Consider the following 20,164-nt stretch of genomic DNA (forward strand, 5'->3'; position numbering starts at 1 on the left):
AACGAGGTTCGCCATATGTCGGTTCTTCTCAAGACACGGGTCACTGCAATAGGACCCGAAGTGGCGGACCTCGCCGAGGGCGGCGTGGTCATCCTGTTCGCGGATGGCTCGCCTCCCGAACTGGCCGAGGTCTCCGTGCTGCACAAGACGGAGGAAGGCCCGAGCGATAACGGGCCAGCGAAAGGCGCGTCGATCACGCTCGGACCGGTTTCGGCTGTTATAACGGCGGTCGGCGACACGGCCTGGAGCAAGGTCCGCGAGATGGGCCATGTCGTGATCTCCTTCAACGGAGCGACCGAGGCCGAAAGGCCGGGCGAAGTCTGCGCATCCGAGGTCGATACCGGAGCGCTCGTGGCGGCCCTTACACCGGGCGCTGTCATCACCATCGCCGCCTGATAATATCCGCGCTGTCTGTCGACGGCGCTCAAACCTAGAGTATTGCCATGGAACGCTCGACCATCGTCAGAGTGCACGAAGGTTTGCACGCCCGTCCCGCCACGCGGTTCGTGAAGCTCGCCAAGGGTTTTGAATCCGAGGTCGAGCTGGTCAAGGACGGCAAGGCGGTCAGCGCCAAGAGCTCGGTCAAGCTGATGCTGCTGGCGGTCAAGGAAAACCAGGAAGTCACCGTGCGCGCCAATGGCGCCGACGCCATCGAGGCGGTCGAAGCGCTGATCGGCTATCTCGAGAACCCGCGCGCCGGTCTCGACGACGAGGCAGGCGAGGGAGGCGGCCTGGAAGCCGCGGCTGCAGCACTCGCTCCTGAGGCCACGCCAGCGGATACCGCGCCCGCCGATGGAACACCGAAGCTGCAGGGCGTCGCCGCCAGCGAGGGCGTGGCCATCGGGCCGGCTTTCGCGCATTTTCCCGCCGAGATCGAAGGACCGGGCCGGCGCCTGCAAGCCGATGAGATCGACGGCGAGGTCGAACGGTTCCGTGCGGCCGTAGCGCAGGTCCAGGCGCGCATGGATCGAACCCTTGCCGAGGATAATCTCTCCGCCGGCGACCGTGGCATCGTCGCGGCCCTGCGCGACATCGCCGCCGACGACAGCCTGACCGGCGAGGTCGAAAGGCTCATCAGCGAGGGCGATGACGCGGTGTCCGCCGTTATCGGCGCGGCCTCTACCATCGCCGCCGATTTCAGCGCCGTCGACGACCATTACCTCAACGCCCGGGCCGACGACGTTCATGCCGTCGGGCGGCAGATCTGCCTGGTGCTGCTCGGCCAAGACGAGGTCAGCCTGGAGACCATACCGCAGGGCGCGATCCTGATTGCCGACGACATCGGTGCCTGGGATCTGGCACGCGCGCCGCTGAAGCGCATCGGCGGTGTGGTCTGCGGCCATGGCGGCGCCACCTCGCACATCGCCATCATCGCGCGCTCGCACGGCATCCCGGCGGTGCTGGGTCTCGGTGATAAGGTCAACCAGTTGCGCACCGCAAAGGAAGTGGCGCTCGACGGCAATGCCGGGCATGTGATCGTCGATCCGGATGAGACGACGCGCTCCGATTTCACCCGGCGCGTTGAAGCCGCAACGCATGAGCGCGCGGGCCTCAAGATATTCAAGGGAGTAACTCCTACACGCGCCGACGGCACGGTGATCGAGGTCGCCGCCAATATCGGCTCGCTGGAGGAGATCGAGGCCGCGCAGGAAGCCGGCGCCATGGGCGTCGGCCTGTTCCGCACCGAGCTGCTCTTCATGCGCCACATGCACCTGCCTTCGGAAGACATGCAGGCCGAGACCTACAGCGCGCTGGCCAAGGCGTTTGCGCCGCATTCGGTCATCGTGCGCACGCTCGACATCGGCGGCGACAAGCCGATCGCCGGCATCGAATTTCCCGACGAGGAAAACCCCTTCCTCGGCTGGCGCGGCATCCGCATGTGTCTCGACCGTCCCGACATCTTCAAGAAGCAGCTGCGGGCGCTGCTCAGGGCCGCTGTCCATGGCAATATCAAGGTGATGCTGCCAATGGTCTCGGAAATCGCCGAGGTGACGCGCACGCGTGCACTGGTCGATGAATGCGCCGCCGAGTTGAAGGCCGAGGGCGTGGAGCATTCAAGCTTCGACCTCGGCGTGATGATCGAGACGCCGGCCGCCGTGCTGATCGCGCCGGCGCTGGCGAAGGAAGTGGCGTTCTTCTCGATCGGCACCAATGATCTCACCCAGTACATCATGGCCGCCGACCGCCTCAACCCTACGGTCGCCAAGCTCAATGACGTCACCAATCCGGCGGTGATGTCGGCGATCGAGCTGACGGCCAAGGCAGGTGCCGCCGCCGGCATCATGGTCGGCATGTGCGGCGAGGCCGCCGGCCGACCGGACCTGATCCCGGCCTTCATCGGGATGGGCCTGACTGAGCTCAGCATGAGCCCGGCCTCGATCCAGCGCGCCAAGAAGACCATCGCGGCCATGGCGGCCGAACGATAGCGGATCCTTGCGGCGGTTACGTCAGATGCGCGAGCAGCGTGGCGAGAACCGGTGTCAACTCCTGGACGGCGTTGGCCTGGGCGCAGGCCTGCCGGATGCGATCCTCCCGCACCTCGGCCGCCAGCACGGCGATCTCGAGAATATCAGGCTCCGGCGCGCCGCCGTCCGCCTTGGTCGCCAGTCCGCAAGCAAGCACCACCGGCGCAAGGCATTTGATGTCGAGAGACCGGTCGCCGGCGATTGCCGGGCCTGTCCCGATCTCGCCAGGCTGAACCGGACGGTGGTTGAGGCATTCGACGAGGAGAGCCGCGCAGGCCGCCGCGACCTGGTCCGTGGAGGCCGCGTCCGCCGTCGCCCCAGCCAGAAGATCGGCATGGCGCTTGCGCATCGCGGCGTGCACGGCGGAAAAGCTTGCCTCGTGTACGCGGGGATTGTCGACGCCGTAACCGGCCAAAACCGCGCGGGTCAGATAATACATGTCGCGCCTGAATTGACGTTCGCCGCCGATCTGCCGGTCTTCATCGCCATCCGGGAAATAGGAGCGCAGGCTTTTCACGGTCGTCCCGTCGACCTTGAGCGGCCGGGAATGCGGAACGAAGGATTCGGCGATCGTCAGCGCGTCGTCGACAGCGCTCGCGGCGTGGCCGAGCAGGCTGCGGCCCGGAAAGGGAGGCAAATTGCCGGCTATATCGTGAGAGGTCTCGCCGGTGCTGTCGTGGCGGCTTTGGCGAATGGCGTCGCGCAGTTCCCGAAGCCGGTCCTTCAGGTTGGCGCGCACATCTTCGGAAATTTGTCGCAGCATCGCCAATTGCCTCGAAATGCTGAAGCCGGTCAGGGCTCTGGGGCGCCAGTCGCCCTCTCTAGATTGTTCGTCTCGCTTGGTAGATCAATAGACGATATTTAACCAGCACGCAGAATCGGCGACGGCATCGCGGAGGGGAACTTGGGCAGGCGACGGCAGGGCGAAGCTGAAAACGGCAAGGCGACAGCGGAGGCGGCCGAGCAGGTCGTCAATGAAAGCCGGACCGACCGGCTCAGGATCCGCGCCGCCTGGATGTATTTCGTCGAGCAGATGACACAGAACGAGATCGCCGACGTGCTCGGCGTCGGCCGGGTCACCATCGTGCGCATGCTGGCGGAGGCGCGGGCGCGCAACGAGGTGAAGATCACCATCGAGAGCGAACTCCTGGAGATCGTGCGCCTGGAACGCGCGCTGGAAAAGACGTTCGGTCTGCAGCAGGCGCTGGTGGCGCCGCTCTCCGACCCCAACGCCGATCCGATCCCGGCGATTGCCGCCAAGACCGGCATGTTCCTGTCGGACGCGATGAAATCCGGCATGCGGGTCGGCGTCGGCTGGGGCGTCACGTTGTTCAACACCTTGCCGTTCATCAGCGCCAAATCGCTGACCGACTTCAGCGTGATCTCGCTGCTTGGCGGCATCGGCGTCGCGCGCCGGGTCAACCCGGCCGAGTTCGCCTGGCGCTTCGCGCAGATTTTTCAGGGTGACGGCTATCTGATGCCGACGCCGGCCGTCGTCGACAGCGTCGAGACCAAGATCGCGCTGGTCGAGCGCTGCGGCCTGCAGGAGATTTTTGCAATGGCCGACGCGCTCGATGCGGTCCTGCTGAGCGTCGGCGGCATCGCTTCGGCCACAACCTTCTCGCGCGGCGGCTTTCTCAAGGAAGCGGACCGGGAAGCCCTGCTGGCGCGTGGCGCCGTCGGCGATCTTCTGTTCCATTTCTACGACCGCAAGGGCGACCTGGTCGACCATCCGGTCAACAGCCATGTGATGTCGGTGGATGTCGATCGGCTGCGCAAGGCCCCGATCCGAATCCTCACCTCCGGCGGCGCGGAGAAGACCGAAGCGCTGCTCGGCGCCATGAACCTGATCGCGCCGACCGTGCTCATCACCGACGAGGAAAGCGCGCGCCGCATGCTGGCGGCGCATGGGGCGTGAATTAAGCGATGAATGGGCTCGCGCGTTTTGGAATTGAGCCTCGGAGGAACCTGCGGGCCGGCTCCTCCAGCAGGATGAAGACGGCGACCGAAATAATGACAAGCAAGGGCTGATACAAAAGCCGTCCGATCCAGTCCCATTCTCCCGTGAATATCACTGGCATCCACTTTCGAAGCGGAATTTGCAGGATGTAGAGGGCATAGCTTGCATTGCCCAGCAGCACGAGAGGTTTGTGCGACAGCGCGCGTCGGACCATGCCCTGATTCACGGCGCATGTCACAATCAGGGCAACGAAGCCGATTCCCGCGAAAGACGCTATGGTCGCCGTGCTGGTTGCGACAAGCGCGACAACCGTGAACGCACCGGCCAGGATGGCGGCCGAGTCGCCGCGAAAGCGATCGAGCGCGCCAGCCCGAAAAAGCAGGGCGCAGATGATGCCGGTGATGAATTCGGGCAGCCTCAAAAGCGGGAGAGGCATTGGCGCCATCCAGCCGAAAGCCAGGTAACCTGTCGGCCCGAGACCCGGAAGGCACATAACGGCAAAAATCGACACCGCTGCCGCCAGGCCGGCCCACAGAGCCGCGGTCGTAAGTCTTGACAGGAGGGGAAGCAGAAGCGGGAACATGAGGTAGAAGAAGAACTCAACCGAAAGCGTCCAGCCGGCGGGGTTCCAGAAGAATGCAAGCAATGACGCTGGTGCTCCCCAGGCCTGAATGAGGCCAAGCGTTGCCAGCGACGCAAGCGGGTAATCGAAAAGCCCTTTTGCCAGCGGCAGAGCCACCGCGAGGGCAAGGAGATAGACCGGATAAATTCTGGCGAATCTCGCTACGGCGAACTGTCGAAACTCGTCCCAATGAGACATTTTGTCGACGTAGGAATGGGTCAGGATGAATCCAGACAGCAGGAAGAAAAACGAGACGCCGAGATAGCCATTTTTCACAAAATTGGCGATCAGGTGTGGCGCTCCATCGACGTCGACCGAATGGTACGCAAGCACATAGACAGCTGAGAAAAACCGCAAGCTGGTCAGCTGCGTCAGGTTCGATCCGGCCGGATAATGCTTCGATTCCATACGGAGCGCCCGTGGCTGCAAGGGTAAGGCGGTGCTCGGAACTCTCGATGCTGCCAGGAAACTCCTGTACTCCGGGCCACATTAACAAACCCGTTATGCTCGACGATGGGGGCCGTTCTTCTGCGGGAATCGGTCGACCCGGCCGCTCGCGGTCGATGAAGGTCTGGGGCCAAGTTTTAGGTTGAAAATGGTCGGAGTGGCCGGATTCGAACCGACGACCCCTTGACCCCCAGTCAAGTGCGCTACCGGGCTGCGCTACACTCCGGACCGCGCAAAGCCCTATAGTCTCAAAGGTTGGAGTGCAAGGGTCCGTTGGGCAAAATCATTGAAATTGTGGACTGACGGGCGAGACCCTGCTCTGTTGGGTGCCGGTGGAAACCGGTAAGCTCTCGCGATCTCTTGGAGATAACCCAGTGTCGTTGGCGAATGGCGCCGTACCGGGAATTCCATATTGCGCGGACAGCGCGCACAGCGCGATTGCCCGGATTCGCCCACACTGGGCACGGATGGGGATTACCAGGGTCGCCAATGTGACCGGGCTTGATCGCATAGGCATACCGGTGGTGATGGTGTGCCGTCCTAACGCCCGGTCGCTGGCTGTTTCGCAAGGCAAGGGCATCGATCTGGAATCGGCCACGGCTTCGGGCCTTATGGAAGCGGCGGAGCTTTATCACGCGGAGCACATCGAGCGCCCGCTGAAGCTCGGCAGCATGGCTGAGCTCTCGCAATCGCACCGGTTTGCCGAGGTCGGAAGGCTGCCTCGCATCAGCGGCAGGGCATTCACGAAGGACATTGTGACGCTATGGATCGAGGGCCGGGAGATGATCTCCGGCGAGGCACGCTGGCTGCCTTACGAGTCGGTGCGGGCCAACTTCACTGTTCCACCGCCGCCTGGAAGCGGCTTCTTTGACTGCAGCAGCAATGGGCTCGCCTCTGGAAATACCGCCGATGAAGCGGTCCATCATGGGATTTGCGAAACCATCGAACGCGACGCGACTTCCTTGTGGAACCGGATGCCATCCGCCGGCCGCCGGCGCACCGGCGTCGACCTCGGCAGCGCGCCGGACGGCCCGTGTCGCGACGTGTTGAAGAAACTGGAAGGTGCGGACTTCGACGTCGCGGCGTGGGAAACGACTTCTGACGTTGGTGTTCCGGCCTTTTTCTGCCTGATCGCGGATCGCCGGGACCGGTACAGCCATTACGGCATAGGCGCGGCGGCGCACCCGGTGCCGGAGACTGCCTTGCTAAAGGCGCTCATCGAGGCCGCTCAGGTGCGAACGACCTACGTATCGGCGGCACGGGACGATCTGACCGCCGAGGAATATAGCGAAGACTATCGCGACAAACGCCGCCGGCAGGCAGAGAGACTGCTGGCCGAACGTTCCAGCATCAGGCGACTTGCCTCCGCCGAGGGCAGGGCTGCACAAGATGTTGCAGCGAATGTGACCTGGCTGGCTGAAAGGTTGCAGGCGGCAGGCGTAAGCGAGATCATCACCGTCGATCTGTCCAAGGAGGAGATCGGCCTCCCTGTGATCCGTGTTGTGATACCTGGCCTCGAAGGTCCTGACGACCATGACGCCTATATGCCGGGCGAGCGAGCTCGACGAATGTCGGATGGCGGACGGTGAAGCCGATCGTCTTTTGCGGCCCAAGCCTGCGGGCGGATGACATCGCATCCTACGACGGCTTCGAATTTCGCCCTCCCGTGCGCCAGGGAGACCTCTATGCCGCCACGCGCGACGGTCCCAGGGCAATCGGCGTCATCGACGGTTATTTCGACGGTCAGCCGGCTGTCCTGCACAAGGAGATACTTTGGGCCTTGACGCAAGGGATCACCGTGTTCGGTGCGTCCAGCATGGGGGCGCTCCGCGCCGCGGAGCTGCATTCGTTCGGCATGCGCGGCGTCGGGCGTATTTTCGAAGCCTTTCGCGACGGCGAGCTCACCGACGACGACGAGGTCGCGCTCATTCATGGTCCGCCGGAAACCGGCTATATCCATCTGAGCGAGCCGATGGTCAACATTCGCGCGACGCTCGAGCGGGCGGTTGCGGAAGGTATCATCGACAGACCGACAGGGTTGCGCCTTGCGGCCTCGTCCAAGGCGCGCTTCTACCCGGAAAGAACCTGGCCCGACGTGCTGACGGACATCGGCGATCCCCGTACGGAGCACGAGCTGGCGGCCTGGCTGCGAACGAGCAAGGTCGACAGGAAGCGCGAAGACGGGCTCGAGCTGCTGAAGGAGATGGACGCGTTTATCCGCAATGGCGCTGCGCAGGGGGCTCCCACCTTCCATTTCGAATGGACTGAGAACTGGCACAATGCATCCTGGCGAAACGAAGCCGCCCAGCAAGGCGGCAAGGCCACGGCTGAACAGGATGCCATTCTCGATGAGCTTCGGCTGAGCGGCGACTATGCGCAATTGCGTCGCGAGGCGCTGCTTCGCCTGCTAGCCCGGGGTGAGCGGGCAGCACCGGATCGCCAGGCGGTCAAGCGTGCCATGGGCGATTTTCGCTCGCGACGCGGGCTTATGCGGCAGGCGGACGTCAGCGCCTGGGCGCGCGACAACGGAACGGATCTTGCCGGCCTTGATCGCATGATCGAGGATGATGCGGCCATCGAGACGCTCGCGCGAGACCGCGATGCCGAACTGCATCGCGCCATCCTGGACAGATTGCGCGAACAGGGTCTCTACCCTGGTTATCGAGACAAGGCTCTGGCCAGACAGCGGTCGCCTTCGCTGTCGGTGCCGCGCGCCCTGCTCGCAGCCTGGTTTTTCGAGAAGCGACTCGGCCGCGAAGTTCCTCGCGACATCGACGACTATGCCATCTCCATCGGATTGCCCGGCATCGACAGCTTCTACGACCTGCTGGCTCGTGAATATGCATTCACGGTCGGCCGCAGCTCTACCGATCACTCTGGCCTGACCAACGAAAACGGGCTAACTTGAAACCGCATTCGCCGACGATACCGCAGCCAGTTTGACGTGCATGTCTTTGTCCATTGCGAGGGGCAAGTGTGACATCTGGAGTGGAAGGCTCTGCATTCAAGAACGGGACGCGCTTCCGGCTGTTTGCTCAGGCGCCGTTCCTCAAGGCGTTTCATCGACCCGAAATCGTGCTCGTGTCGCCGCCGGCGGGGTCGGTCGGTCCCGGCCCGGGCGACGATCGCATGTATGTCGTCGACCCCATTGGCAAGGCGTTTGCCTACGGCCTTGCCGAAAATGTTCGCGGCGACCCGCTTTATTTAATGCCGCCCTGGCGCGGCGACGTCTTTCCTCCGGCGTTTCCTGATCCCGACGGCCATTTCGATCACATCGACCCGGACGATCCGACATTCGAGGCGGCGCATCTGTTTGGCTCGGTGCGTTTCACGCTGGACGTGTGGGAGAAATATTTCGGCCATCCGATCACCTGGCATTTCCAGCGCGACCTCGACCGCCTGGAATTGGTGATACAGCGCAATCTGCATGAAAACGCCTTCATGGGATACGGCTTTCTCGAGGTCGGCATCCACGAGACGCCGGATGGCCGGATTGAGCCGTTCACCCTGAACTTCGACGTCGTAGCCCATGAGGTTGGCCACTGTGTCATCTATTCCATCATCGGCGTGCCCGATCCCGGGACGGCCAGCGCGGAATATTACGGCTTCCACGAATCCTCGGCCGACATCGCGGCCCTCGTCGCCGCCCTGCATTTCGATTCCGTCATAGATGAGTTGCTGGAGACCAGTCACGGCAATCTCTACACGTATAATCTCGTCAACCGCGTCGCCGAGCTATCCTCCAACAGCCAGATCAGGCTCGCGGCCAACCCGCTGTCGATGCTGGATTTCGTCCAGGGCTGGAGCGACGAGCATGCCCTTGCGCAGCCGCTCACTGGCGCAATGTTCGACATTTTTGTCGACCTCTTCCATGAGGAACTCGTCGCCCGGGGTCTGATCACCCAAAGCCAGGAAGACCTGTCCGACAGGCTGGAGGACAGTACCGACTATTTCCGCGTAATCCAGCCGATGTTCGACGAAGCCTATGCGGCGGCGCCTTTGGCGTTTCGCGAAGCACTGGTCGCCTCGCGCGACGAGCTCGGCATGCTTCTTGCCGAAACCTGGCGGCGCCTTGCGCCGGACGGTCTCAGCTACGCGGAAGTCGGATACACGTTGCGCGCCGTTGACAGGCTGATGACGGGCGGACGCTGGCGCACCATCATCGACGTCAACTTCAACCGCCGCGCGATCGGTTTTGTGAGCGCCGGCCCCAAAATCAAGCCGTCCGGACCCAAAAGCCACTTCGGTTTGCCAAGGGTATTCGTGCCGGCGCGTCACGGCGCTTGTTGTGCACGGCATCTGCATGTTGCGAGACGGACGGGAACGCGAGACAGACTGGCCAGGGCCGGCGTTCTTTGAGTCAGATGAGGAGGAATGTCCAATGCCTTACGTCGTTACGGAAATCATGGACGACATTGAATTGTTACAGGCCCATGTGGACAGCATTTCCAAAAAGCGAGGCAGGGTCATAGGCGTATTATGGCGTGAAAGTGATCGCACTTATGTCGTGACGCATGAGGTAGAAGCGGCTGAGAAGCAAAACAGAAGACAAAGAGCTGCATAATGCCAAGAAATCATACTGTCTAAGTTAGATACATGATCCAGGAACCGGAGGGTTGCGGCAATGGTAGAGAGCCTTCTTAGCGTGTCGGGTATAAATCTATTCGGCCATTTTGTGATCGATTTGCAGGTTGTGAACCCACTTCTCAATCCTATCGTGGCGCAGGTGGCGACTGCCAAGCACATACCGGCATTGACCGGCAACAAGGTCGTGAACGGTGTGCGTGTGGCAGAAAAGAGCAAGATTGTTGTTTGGAAACAGAAGGTTCCGGATCAGATCGGTGTGTACACGGTTGGCGGCGCGGACGGTCGGTGGACCAAGGATGACACGCCTGTCGGTGCGATAATCCAGGTGACCGGCGGGGATAGTTTCGTCGGCTATTTCATGAAACTTGAGGGCGGGTTCGAATTCATCGGGCGCCGCCCGGGCGCTGCCAACCGAAGCGGCAAGAACAGGCTCCTTGAAGACCAACTGCAGAACGGCAGGTTTGCAAGGATATATGGCTTCAGTTTTGAGGGAAGCTACTACGACCTTCCGAGGCCCATAATATTCCTTGTGCATGGTGATGGGGAGCTTGTCGCGGAAGATCTCGGCACGTTCAGCGCCGCCCGCTCACCCAGCCCGACCGGACTGACGGGCCTCGCTGCGGCCGACTTCGATTTCGCCGATGGCCTGCGTGTCTGGTCCTACGACAAGGCCGACTACACGGTCCGCATGGATGTCGAGACAGGCATGTTCGAGGATGTGCTGCTCGCTGCGATACTCGGCGGCGGCGGACCGGGGGGCATGGACAGTGCCGGCATGAGCGCGCGCGGGATGAGCGCAAGAGGCATGAGCGCGCGTGGCATGAGCGCAAGGGGAATGAGCGCCCGCGGCATGAGCGCCCGCGGAGGCGGCAACAGCGATTGACCCCGTATGGAATGAGTCCCTGACGGCCCCATTCGCTTCGCCATGCAGAAGATCGGCCTTGGCTGAGCAATCAACGGTGTGGTGTGTCGCCACCCGCTGATCGCGCGGGCGTTGCATTAGCATAAGCTAATTCCTTTAAATCTCAGCAATATTCCCTTGAGCACGTCTTTTTTTCCCGCCTGCTGTTGGCGATTCTGCGTGCTATGCTGCACTGCCCGGTGATTGCTGGGAACGCCGGCGGGAAGAGCAATGGTAACAGGCCGATACGAGCTGCTTAATCGAAAGCTGTCGGCGATCGTCTATGCGGACGTGCACGGCTACAGCCGCCTTATGGATCAGGACGAGGCAGGCACAGTTGTCCGCCTGACCCGGTCGCTCAGCTTCATACGCGGCTTGGTTGGAGACTATGGCGGTTCAGTCGTCGACACTGCCGGCGACGCTGTGGTGGCCCTGTTCCCCAGCCCGACCCTGGCGTTGCATTTCGCGGTCGAGATGCAGCGGGAACTGTCTAACGAGACGGTGTGGTCAGGCGCCCAGGATCCCATTACCTATCGGATCGGCATCACCGTTGGAGACACGATCGCAAGCGACGGTGAGATCTATGGCCTGGGCATCAATATGGCCGCTCGAATCCAGTCGCTGGCGGAGCCGCGCGGCATATGCATCGCCGAATCCGTTCGCCAATTCGTTCGCGGCGAGCCGGAGTGCTCGTTCCGCTCGCTGGGCAAGCAAAAGCTGAAGAATATCGCCGACGAAGTGGAGGTCTTCGCGGTCGATTTCGAGCTGGCACATGCCGAGCCAAGGGCGTCGGCGCTACACTTTGCCCCTGCGCCTGAGCGTATCGCGCCGGAGAGTTCGCTGGCGGTCCTGCCGCTTGAGAACGTTTCAGGCGACCCCGCGGACCTCCATTTGTGCCAGGGTGTCGTGGCGGATCTCATTTCCAACCTGTGCCGGTTCCGCAACCTGATGGTGATTGCCCGGCATTCGACACTGGCCGTCGTCGCCCAGACACGATCGCTGCGCGAGATCGCCAATCAACTGGGCGTTCGCTATCTCCTGACGGGAAGCCTGCGCCGTGCGGGCACTCGCCTGCGGGTCGCCATGGACCTGGTCGAGGCGCAGACCGAGCATACGATCTGGTCGGAACGCTACGACGGCAGCATTGAGGACATCTTCGCCTTCCAGGACGATGTTACCGCGATGACAGCGTCACGGCTTGCAGTGCAGATCGACATGGCTGAGAGGCGGCGGCTGATATCGCAAAATCATCCCAACATTCATGCCTATGGCATGATCTTGCGCGGGCAGGATCTCAGCTTCCGCTTCCGCCCGGAGAGCAATTGGCATGCCCGGCGGCTCTATGAGCAGGCGAGGAATCTCGACCCCCGCTATGCCCGCAGCTATGCGGCCCTGTCCAGAACGTTCAATGTCGAATGGCGCTATGCGTGGACCAGCGACCCGGAAGCAGCGTTGAACGAGGCGCTGAAGCTCGCAAGTCTGGCCGTGCTGCACGATGACCTCGACGCGCGGGGTTACTCGGAGATGGGGTTGGCTCACCTCTACAAGAAGCAGCACGATCCAGCGATCGCCGCCTACGAACGCGCTCTGCAGCTCAATCCCAACGACGCCGACCTGCTGGCCGAGATGGGCGACTGCCTTGTCTATGTTCGGCAGGCGGAACGGTCGGTGAAGCTGCTGGAGCGGGCGATGCGGCTGAACCCCTACTATCCCGATGCCTATCTTTGGTATCTGGGCGACGCCTATTTTCAGCTGGGCGAATATGAAAAAACGATAGAGACGCTGCAGAAGATGCGGGATGGCTCCGAGGGCCATCGGCTAATGGCGGCGAGCCATGCCTATCTCGGGAACACTGAAGAAGCGCAGAAGCACGCCCGTGCGCTGCTGGAGGTGCACCCGAATTTTACCACTGAGCAGTGGCGCAAAGTTCCTCCGCACAAACATCCCGAGGATACTGAATTGCTTGTCGATGGCCTGCGCAAAGCGGGGCTAAGATAGCGCGGGTGCGGGCGTCTGCCGCGAGATAGACGACGCGGCCGATGCCGGAACGGGACTACGTGCCAGCCGCAATTCCCGCTGATGCCGGTACTCCAGCGCGATGGCGCCCCAGACCAGTCCGAGCAGCAGATAGAGATGGCGCCAGTGGTCGATGTCGATGAAGGTGCCGAGGCCGATATTGCCGAGATAGGCGACATAGGCGCAGAGCAGGTAGGGCTGCCATGGCCGGTCGCGCAGGAGGATGCGGAAGCCGGCGCCGATCGTCCACAGCGTCAGCGTCAGGAACGACACGAAGCCCAGCCAGCCATAATCCATCAGCGCCTTCAGCCAGATGTCGTGCGTGTCCTCGCCATAGATCGTGCCGAAGACCAGCGGGCCGATGCCGAACGGATGCTCCATCGCCAGCTGGAAGCCGATCGTGTAGCGGGCGAAGCGGCCGAGCCGCGCCGAATCGTAGCTCTGCTCGAGCTGCGCGCGCTGGGTGAACATGTCCGACACGCCGGGCAGCTGCAGGATGATCAGGAAGGCGATGACCAGCAGCGCCAACGCCGCTATCGTCATCACCACCACGCGCAGCCGGAACTTGCCGCTGGCGCTCTGCAGGAAGAGGCACGCGGTAAGCAGCACCGCCGACACCGCGAACATGCCCCAGGCGCCGCGCGAGAAGGAGAAGAAGATGCCGGCGGTGATGATGAGCAGCGGCACGGCAAGCAGCGGCATGCGCGACACCGGACCGGTGAGCAGCAGGTAGAGCAGGTAGGTGCCCGGCAGCACAAGGTACGGCCCGAACACGTTCGGATCCTGGAAGGCGCCGGCCGCGCGGTCGTATTTGGTGAACATCTCCGCGCCGGGAAAGGCATGGAAATAGCCGGCGATGCCGAGCAGCGACGTTGCCACCGCCGACACGACATAGGCGATGAAGATCAGCCGGTAGAGGCTGGGCTGGACCGAGGTCACCGAGGCGAAGAACACCGCGCTGAAGGCGAGGAACAGCGAGACGGCGAGATAGAGCGGCGTGTTGGCGAGATCCGCCATCTGCGTCATGGCGATCATGCCGCCGATGTTCATCGCCACCAGGAGCACCAGCAGCGGCACGATCGCGCGCGAGATCCTGAGGCCGAACAGCGCCCAGACCGCGATCAGCCCGGCCATGTAGAGCTCGTAAGGCGCGGGCTCGCTGATGACGAAGCCGGAGAGCAGGATGCCGATGCCGATCCCCGCCGACGCGATCAGCGAAATCAGCTTCGCATTGACCGCCGACGCCGGCAATGCCCGCGGCTGCAACTCATGAGTGACGGCGCTCAATAGGCGTTTTCCGTGTTGAGCAGGCGGATTGGCGTCAGGAACAGAATGCGCAGGTCGAACAGCATCGACCAGTTCTCGATGTAATAGAGGTCGTATTCGGTGCGCATGCGGATCTTTTCGTTGGTGTCCATCTCGCCGCGCCAGCCGTTGATCTGCGCCCAGCCGGTGACGCCGGGCTTCACCTTGTGGCGGGCGAAATAGCCGTCCACAACCTCGTTGTAGAGCAGATTGTGCGACTGCGCGGCGATCGCATGCGGGCGCGGCCCGACCAGCGACAGCGAACCGAAGAGCGAGTTGAAGAACTGCGGCAATTCATCGATCGAGGTCTTGCGGATGAAGCGGCCGACGCGGGTGACGCGCGGATCGTTCTTGGTCACCGTCTGCTTGGCGGTCGGATCGGACCGGTCGGTGAACATCGAGCGGAACTTGTAGACCTCGATGATCTCGTTGTTGAAGCCGTGCCGCTTCTGCTTGAACAGCACCGGACCCTTGCTGTCGAGCTTGATGGCGATCGCGGTGGCGAGCATCACCGGCGAGAAGACGATGATGCCGACAAGCGAGAAGACGATGTCGAAGGCGCGCTTGGCGACCGAATCCCAGTCGTTGATCGGCTTGTCGAAGATGTCCAGCATCGGCACGGAGCCGATATAGGAGTAGGCGCGCGGCCTGAACTGCAGCGCGTTGGAATGCGCCGAGAGCCGGATGTCGACCGGCAGCACCCAGAGCTTCTTGAGCAACTGCAGGACGCGCGATTCGGCAGTCAGCGGCAGCGACACTATCAGCATGTCGATGCGCGCGATGCGGGCGAATTCGATGAGTTCCGAAATCGTGCCGAGCTTCGGATAACCGGCGACGATCGGCGGCGAGCGCTTGTCGTTGCGGTCGTCGAAGATGCCGCAGATGCGGATGTCGTTGTAAGGCTGCTTCTCGACCGAGCGGATCAGCTGCTCGGCCGCCTTGCCGCCGCCGACGATGAGCGCGCGGCGCTCCATGCGGCCGTCGCGCGCCCAGCGGCGGATGAGGCTGGACATCACCAGCCTCAGGCCGAAGATCAGCACGAAGCCGACCACGAACCAGGTGCCGAACAGCAGGCGCGAATAGTCTTCCGAGGCCTTGATGGCAAAGGCGGTGAGCGCCATCAGCGCGAAACTGCCGGCCCAGACGAGCAGCACCCGGCCGAAATTGGCCAGTGGGCGCATCAGCGCCGCGATTTGATAGCGGTCGGTGACGTCGAGCAGCACCACGGCCAGGAACGACGTCGCCGCGATCGCCAGCGGGTATTGCCAGGCCAGATAGGTGAAGAAGCCGACATAGTAGAAATAGACGCCGAGCCCCGACAGGAACAGCAATGCGAACTCGACCATGCGCAGCACGCCGCTGACCATGATCGGCGACATGGTATCGCGCCGGTATTGCGAGGCGACCTGGCGCGCCACATCGTTGATGCCGCCGGGCTGTCCGCCATCGGCGGGAGCCTCGTAGTTGCGCACCGCATCCATGGAAAAGCGGTGCGCGGGGTCGATCTCATTCATGGGAACTGTCCGCGAGCTTCGCGCAATTGCATAGCAAAAGAGAGCTAAAAAAGGCTTGAAACAACCGGTGGTTTTGAAGCTGTTGTGCGGTTGCGGACCTACTTGTTCAGCGCCGCGAAATAGGCCTTCTCAATCTGGGCGGCCATTACATCCGCTCCGAATCGGGTCTTGAGCTCGCCGGTCTGGGGCATCATCTCCCGGTACGCGTCGCGTTCGCCGAGCGCGGTCTTCATCTTGCCGGCAAGTTCGACCGGATCTGGCCGGATCAGGGCAGGGGAGCCCTCGCCGAAGATTTCCGGAATGCCGCCGACCGCGGTCGCGATCATCGGCATGCCGGCGGCCAAGGCTTCGAGCACAATATAGGGCATCGCCTCCGCCCGGGACGGAACTACGACCAGCTCGGCCAGGGCGAAAGCTTGCCTGGCCGGCATCGGCGGCAGGAAGCGAACGCGGCTCTTGAGGCCGAGCCGCTCGACCTGCGCGTGGTAGCGCGGCAGGTCGTCGCCGTCGCCGACCATCACCGCGCTCAAGGGCCGTTCAAGTTCGCTCCCGGCCAAAGCCAGCGCATCGATGAAGATATCCGGGCCTTTCAGGTCGCGCATCATGCCGATGTACAGGAAATCGGCGGCATCTGCCGCCGTTGCCACCGGTTCGAATTCGGCGGCGCGCAGGCCGTTATAGACGAGCCGGTTGGGTATGGGCGGTTCGCCGACCTTGCGGCGATAGGTTTTCCGCTCATAGTCGGAAACGAACAGCAGGCAGTCGGTGAAGCGCGCCATGAAGCGCTCCAGCCCGAAGAACAGCTTTCCCGTCGCTGTCGTTTCGTCATAGTGGAGCGAGCCGCCATGCGGCGAATAAAGGCGGGCCACGCGATACCTTGAAACCCGCAACAGTGAGCCGAACAGACGGGCATAGGCGCCACCCTTGGCGCCGTGCCCGTGCAGCACGTCCGGCCGCAATTCCTGGATGATTCGATAGGTGCGCCAAGCCGAGGCGAGATCGCCCGGCCCGACATGACGCTGCATCGGCGTGCGATGGATGCCGAGCGCCAAGCTGTCCGTCATCGCCTCGAACAGCCGTTCCTCATAGTCGCCGCCGGTCGTCGAGTCGCAGACGATTCCCACCGCGTGGCCGGCGGCGACCTGCGCCTCGGTCAGGTCGCGCACATGCCGGAAGATTCCCCCGACAGGTGAGCGGAAGCAGTGGACGATCCTGAGGTTCACCGCCACGCCGGATTTTTCAGAACAGGCGTTCGCGGACGTAGACGGTGTCGCCGGGCAGGAGCGGATCGGACGTCAGCACCCGTCCGGTCATCACCTTGCCGTTGATATCGCGGGTGATGTCGACGCTCTCCTGATTGGCGCGTGGCGTGAAGCCGCCGGCAATGGCGACCGCCTTTTGCACGGTGAGCCCCGGCACATAGGAATACTGGCCGGCAGCGCCAACTTCGCCCATCACGAAGATCGGCCGGTAACGGTCGATCTCGACCGAAACGTCGGGATCGCGCAGATAGCCCTGGCGCAATTTGTCGGCGATCTCCTTTTCCAGCTGCTGCGCGGTGTGGCCGCGCGCCGGCACGGCGCCGACCAGCGGGAAGGAGAGGTAGCCGGACTGGTCGACGCTGTAGGTGTTGGTCAAGCCGTCCTGCTCGAACACCGTGACGCGGACGCGGTCGCCGGCGCCAAGCCGGTAGGGCTGGTCGAGCACTTCATGGAAGGCGGCGGGTGTCGGGCGATAGCTCGAGCAGCCGGTCAGCAGCGACAGGGCAAGCAAAGCGCGAACGAGGGAAGCAGTGCTTTTCATGACCGGCCAGGAACCTTCATCGCTCTTGCCGCAAGCCGCGGCACAACCCCAGGAAGTTGCGACCGTTATCATCCTGTTAGGGTTAATGGGCGGTAAAGGAGCGCGATCCGGACCGCGTTGATCGGCAAAAAGCCAATCGTTCTATTGCTTTCACCCAATATTCTTTGAGTGCCCTCTAATAAGCCGCCGCCCTAATCTTAACGGGTGAGTTACCATAGTTGTTTACGGTCCATCCTCGACTCAAAGTTCGGAGCAGGATGCATGTCCGTTCAGTCCGCGGCCGCAGATGTCGATGTCGACCTGAAACAGCTTTTCGCCAGCCTGGCGAGGAACTGGCTGCGCATTGTTATTGTCACGCTTGTGGTCACCGGGCTCGCCTTCGCTTTGGCCTGGCTCGCGACGCCTTATTATAAGGCGACAGCCAAGCTGGAGATCGGCTCGCGCGAATCTGAATACACCCGCCCGCCGGGCACCAACGACGACGACAAGCCGATTCTCGACGAGCAGGGCGTGGCGACTCAGGTGCAGATCATTTCCTCGCCCGACATCCTCAAGCAGGTGGCGACCAAGCTCAATCTGGATAAGCTGCCGGAGTTCGACGAAACGCTGAAGATGTCGGCGCTCGGGCGCATGCTCGTTCTCGTCGGCTTGAAAAGCGATCCCTTCGATATTCCGCCGGAAGAGCGCGTGCTGAACGCCATGCACGACAAGCTCAATGTCTACGCTGTTGAAAAGACTCGCGCGATCGCCATCGAGTTCGCCTCGAAGGATCCCAAGCTTGCCGCCGACATCGCGAACGGCATCGCCAACGCCTATATCGCCTCGAAGGGCGACGCCAAGCTCGAATCGAACGCCGCCGCCACCAACTTCCTGGCGCCGGAAATCGCCGACCTGCAGAATCGGGTGAAGGACGCCGAGGCCAAGGTCGCGGCGTTCCGCGCCCAATCAGACCTCCTGATGGGCGGCAACAATGCGGTGCTGCCGACTCAGCAGCTCGCCGAGCTATCGAGCGAATTGTCACGCGTGCGCGCCAGCCGCGCCGCCGCCGAGGCGAGTGCTGAGAGCGTGCGCCGGGCGCTGCAGAATGGCGGCTCGCTGGACAGCGTGCCGGAGGTCCTGTCCTCCGAGCTGATCCAGCGCCTGCGCGAGCGCCAGGTGGAGCTCCGGGCCAATATTGCCGACCTTTCGACGACCCTGCTGGACAACCATCCGCGCATCCGGGCGCTGAAATCGCAGCTTGCCGACCTCGACGGCCAGATTCGCAATGAGGCGCAAAAGATCATCCGGGGCCTGTCGGCACAGGCTCAGACGGCGAAGGCCCGCGAGGATCAGCTGGTCACGGATGTCAACACGCTGAAAGCCGCCTCGGCGCGCGCCGGCGAACAGCAGGTGCAGCTGGACGCCTTACAGCGTGACGCGAACGTTCAGCGCCAACAGCTTGAATCCTATATGGCAAGTTACAATGCGGCGGCCTCGCGCAAGGATCGCAAATACTCGCCCGTCGCGGCGAGCCTGATCGCGCAGGCTCAGGTGCCGTCCCAGCCTTATTTCCCGAAGATCGGGCCGATCACCGGCGCCGCCGCCGCCGCTTCGCTGCTCCTGATGGCGATCGGAACGCTGCTTGGCGAGCTGTTCTCCGGCCGCGCCATGCGTCCTGCACCCAGTGCCCGTTTTGAGAACATAGAGCAGGTGGCAATGCCTGTCGCGCGGACGGAACCGGCGATCGATGACGAAGGTCGCGCTTTTGCTCCTTACAAGGAAGCCGCGGCAGGTCATTCCATCGCGGAAGCGGAACTCCCCAGGCCGGCCGAGACCGAGCCGGTAGAGGTTCATGCCGCCGCTGCCGAACCCGCTGAGTCCGTTGTCAGGCCTTCTGAAGCCGGCGAATCGGCGCCCGAGCCGCGCCAATCCCGGCTCGGCGAGATCGATGTCGACAAGGCGGCGGAGAAGCTGATCGCCTCCGGTGCGGCGCGTGCGATCTTCGTGTCGCCGGAAGGCGACGAGGCGGCCGCGTCCGCCGTGCTGGTGGCGCGCGAAGTCTCCGACGCCGGCCTGCGTGTGCTTTTGCTCGATCTCACCGCATCGGGCGCGGCGTCCCGGCCGATGCTGGACTCGAGCCTCTTCCCCGGCATCACCAATCTGCTCGCTTCCGAAGCGCAGTTCAGCGACGTCATCCATCCCGATCTCTATTCGGATGCGCATGTCATTCCGGTCGGCACCGCCGACCCGGTCCGCGCCATGCGCGCCGCCGACCGGCTGCCCATCATCATGCAGTCGCTGACCACAGCCTACGATCTCGTTGTGGTCGAATGCGGCCCGGCCGATGCGCAGGGCATCAGCCGCCTGGTCGGCGACGGCACCGAAGTCTTCCTGTCGATGCTGGAAGCCGACGATCAGGTGACCCAGGCCGCGGTGAAGCTGATCGAGAACGGCTTTCCGGATGTCACGCTGGTCACGCCGGTCGGCCATGAGCCGGGAGATCCATTGCCCGGACGCCGGTCGGCTGCATAGGGCTGGAGGCCGACAAGGCTGTCCGGCGCTGCC

At 63.0% G+C, this 20,164-nt stretch carries 16 protein-coding genes and 1 tRNA gene; 10 read left to right on the forward strand and 7 right to left on the reverse strand.

Annotated elements, in window-relative coordinates:
• Window positions 1-15 precede the first annotated feature (15 nt).
• Both EN862_RS21325 and ptsP read left to right on the forward strand, forming a co-directional pair.
• A complete protein-coding gene (locus EN862_RS21325; protein ID WP_127867860.1) occupies window positions 16-396 on the forward strand; it encodes a PTS glucitol/sorbitol transporter subunit IIA in 381 nt (126 codons plus the stop codon).
• Window positions 397-443: 47 nt separating this feature from the next.
• Window positions 444-2,426 carry a phosphoenolpyruvate--protein phosphotransferase gene (ptsP, locus tag EN862_RS21330; protein ID WP_127867861.1) on the forward strand — a complete coding sequence of 661 codons (1,983 nt, stop codon included), beginning with the start codon at window positions 444-446 and terminating at the stop codon, window positions 2,424-2,426.
• A 16-nt stretch (window positions 2,427-2,442) separates the two neighbouring features.
• Here the strand turns inward: ptsP and EN862_RS21335 are convergent, their stop codons facing one another.
• Window positions 2,443-3,228, reverse strand: a complete 786-nt coding sequence (locus EN862_RS21335; protein ID WP_127867862.1) for a hypothetical protein — start codon at window positions 3,226-3,228, stop codon at window positions 2,443-2,445.
• A 141-nt stretch (window positions 3,229-3,369) separates the two neighbouring features.
• Here EN862_RS21335 and EN862_RS21340 point away from each other — a divergent pair, with 141 nt between their 5' ends.
• The gene (locus tag EN862_RS21340) at window positions 3,370-4,383 is read left to right on the forward strand and encodes a sugar-binding transcriptional regulator (protein ID WP_127867863.1); all 1,014 of its coding nucleotides are present in this window, start codon (window positions 3,370-3,372) and stop codon (window positions 4,381-4,383) included.
• A gap of 1 nt (window position 4,384) precedes the next feature.
• Here the strand turns inward: EN862_RS21340 and EN862_RS21345 are convergent, their stop codons facing one another.
• Window positions 4,385-5,455 (reverse strand): acyltransferase, encoded by a 1,071-nt coding sequence (locus EN862_RS21345; protein ID WP_127867864.1) that lies wholly within the window; start codon window positions 5,453-5,455, stop codon window positions 4,385-4,387.
• Between the two features lie 188 nt (window positions 5,456-5,643).
• Window positions 5,644-5,720: transfer RNA gene (locus tag EN862_RS21350), tRNA-Pro, on the reverse strand.
• A gap of 148 nt (window positions 5,721-5,868) precedes the next feature.
• Between EN862_RS21350 and EN862_RS21355 the strand changes: the two genes are divergently transcribed.
• From EN862_RS21355 to EN862_RS21380, 6 genes are all read left to right on the forward strand, one after another.
• Window positions 5,869-7,083, forward strand: a complete 1,215-nt coding sequence (locus EN862_RS21355) for a YcaO-like family protein (protein ID WP_210235676.1) — start codon at window positions 5,869-5,871, stop codon at window positions 7,081-7,083.
• Complete coding sequence (locus EN862_RS21360) at window positions 7,080-8,402, forward strand: TfuA-like protein (protein ID WP_127867865.1); 1,323 nt, start codon at window positions 7,080-7,082, stop codon at window positions 8,400-8,402. The genes EN862_RS21355 and EN862_RS21360 overlap by 4 nt, the downstream gene beginning before the upstream one ends.
• A gap of 80 nt (window positions 8,403-8,482) precedes the next feature.
• Window positions 8,483-9,853 carry a hypothetical protein gene (locus tag EN862_RS21365; protein ID WP_189401277.1) on the forward strand — a complete coding sequence of 457 codons (1,371 nt, stop codon included), beginning with the start codon at window positions 8,483-8,485 and terminating at the stop codon, window positions 9,851-9,853.
• Window positions 9,854-9,875: 22 nt separating this feature from the next.
• The gene (locus EN862_RS21370; RefSeq protein ID WP_127867866.1) at window positions 9,876-10,058 is read left to right on the forward strand and encodes a hypothetical protein; all 183 of its coding nucleotides are present in this window, start codon (window positions 9,876-9,878) and stop codon (window positions 10,056-10,058) included.
• 60 nt (window positions 10,059-10,118) lie between these two features.
• On the forward strand, window positions 10,119-10,964 hold the full coding sequence (locus EN862_RS21375) for a hypothetical protein (protein WP_127867867.1): 846 nt from the start codon (window positions 10,119-10,121) through the stop codon (window positions 10,962-10,964).
• A gap of 249 nt (window positions 10,965-11,213) precedes the next feature.
• On the forward strand, window positions 11,214-12,980 hold the full coding sequence (locus EN862_RS21380; RefSeq protein WP_127867961.1) for a tetratricopeptide repeat protein: 1,767 nt from the start codon (window positions 11,214-11,216) through the stop codon (window positions 12,978-12,980).
• Here the strand turns inward: EN862_RS21380 and EN862_RS21385 are convergent.
• The 4 genes from EN862_RS21385 to EN862_RS21400 form a co-directional block, all read right to left on the reverse strand.
• Window positions 12,972-14,285, reverse strand: coding sequence for an O-antigen ligase family protein (locus EN862_RS21385; RefSeq protein WP_127867868.1), 1,314 nt, complete (start codon window positions 14,283-14,285; stop codon window positions 12,972-12,974). The two genes, EN862_RS21380 and EN862_RS21385, sit on opposite strands and share 9 nt — an antisense overlap.
• A complete protein-coding gene (locus tag EN862_RS21390) occupies window positions 14,282-15,817 on the reverse strand; it encodes an undecaprenyl-phosphate glucose phosphotransferase (protein ID WP_127867869.1) in 1,536 nt (511 codons plus the stop codon). The genes EN862_RS21385 and EN862_RS21390 overlap by 4 nt, the downstream gene beginning before the upstream one ends.
• A 98-nt stretch (window positions 15,818-15,915) precedes the next feature.
• Window positions 15,916-17,046, reverse strand: coding sequence for a glycosyltransferase (locus tag EN862_RS21395; protein ID WP_127867870.1), 1,131 nt, complete (start codon window positions 17,044-17,046; stop codon window positions 15,916-15,918).
• A gap of 10 nt (window positions 17,047-17,056) precedes the next feature.
• Window positions 17,057-17,620 carry a polysaccharide biosynthesis/export family protein gene (locus EN862_RS21400; RefSeq protein ID WP_127867871.1) on the reverse strand — a complete coding sequence of 188 codons (564 nt, stop codon included), beginning with the start codon at window positions 17,618-17,620 and terminating at the stop codon, window positions 17,057-17,059.
• 261 nt (window positions 17,621-17,881) lie between these two features.
• Between EN862_RS21400 and EN862_RS21405 the strand changes: the two genes are divergently transcribed.
• On the forward strand, window positions 17,882-20,131 hold the full coding sequence (locus EN862_RS21405; protein ID WP_127867872.1) for an exopolysaccharide transport family protein: 2,250 nt from the start codon (window positions 17,882-17,884) through the stop codon (window positions 20,129-20,131).
• Window positions 20,132-20,164 lie beyond the last annotated feature (33 nt).

It is taken from the genome of Mesorhizobium sp. M2E.F.Ca.ET.219.01.1.1, from assembly GCF_004016445.2.
Taxonomy (GTDB): Bacteria; Pseudomonadota; Alphaproteobacteria; order Rhizobiales; family Rhizobiaceae; genus Mesorhizobium.

Bases quoted from the DNA above. Each gene is read 5' to 3' on its own strand.
- EN862_RS21325 (WP_127867860.1), top strand. From the start codon at position 16: ATGTCGGTTCTTCTCAAGACACGGGTCACTGCAATAGGACCCGAAGTG.
- ptsP (WP_127867861.1), top strand. From the start codon at position 444: ATGGAACGCTCGACCATCGTCAGAGTGCACGAAGGTTTGCACGCCCGT.
- EN862_RS21335 (WP_127867862.1), bottom strand. From the start codon at position 3,228: ATGCTGCGACAAATTTCCGAAGATGTGCGCGCCAACCTGAAGGACCGG.
- EN862_RS21345 (WP_127867864.1), bottom strand. From the start codon at position 5,455: ATGGAATCGAAGCATTATCCGGCCGGATCGAACCTGACGCAGCTGACC.
- EN862_RS21370 (WP_127867866.1), top strand. From the start codon at position 9,876: ATGCCTTACGTCGTTACGGAAATCATGGACGACATTGAATTGTTACAG.
- EN862_RS21375 (WP_127867867.1), top strand. From the start codon at position 10,119: ATGGTAGAGAGCCTTCTTAGCGTGTCGGGTATAAATCTATTCGGCCAT.
- EN862_RS21380 (WP_127867961.1), top strand. From the start codon at position 11,214: ATGGTAACAGGCCGATACGAGCTGCTTAATCGAAAGCTGTCGGCGATC.
- EN862_RS21390 (WP_127867869.1), bottom strand. From the start codon at position 15,817: ATGAATGAGATCGACCCCGCGCACCGCTTTTCCATGGATGCGGTGCGC.
- EN862_RS21400 (WP_127867871.1), bottom strand. From the start codon at position 17,620: ATGAAAAGCACTGCTTCCCTCGTTCGCGCTTTGCTTGCCCTGTCGCTG.
- EN862_RS21405 (WP_127867872.1), top strand. From the start codon at position 17,882: ATGTCCGTTCAGTCCGCGGCCGCAGATGTCGATGTCGACCTGAAACAG.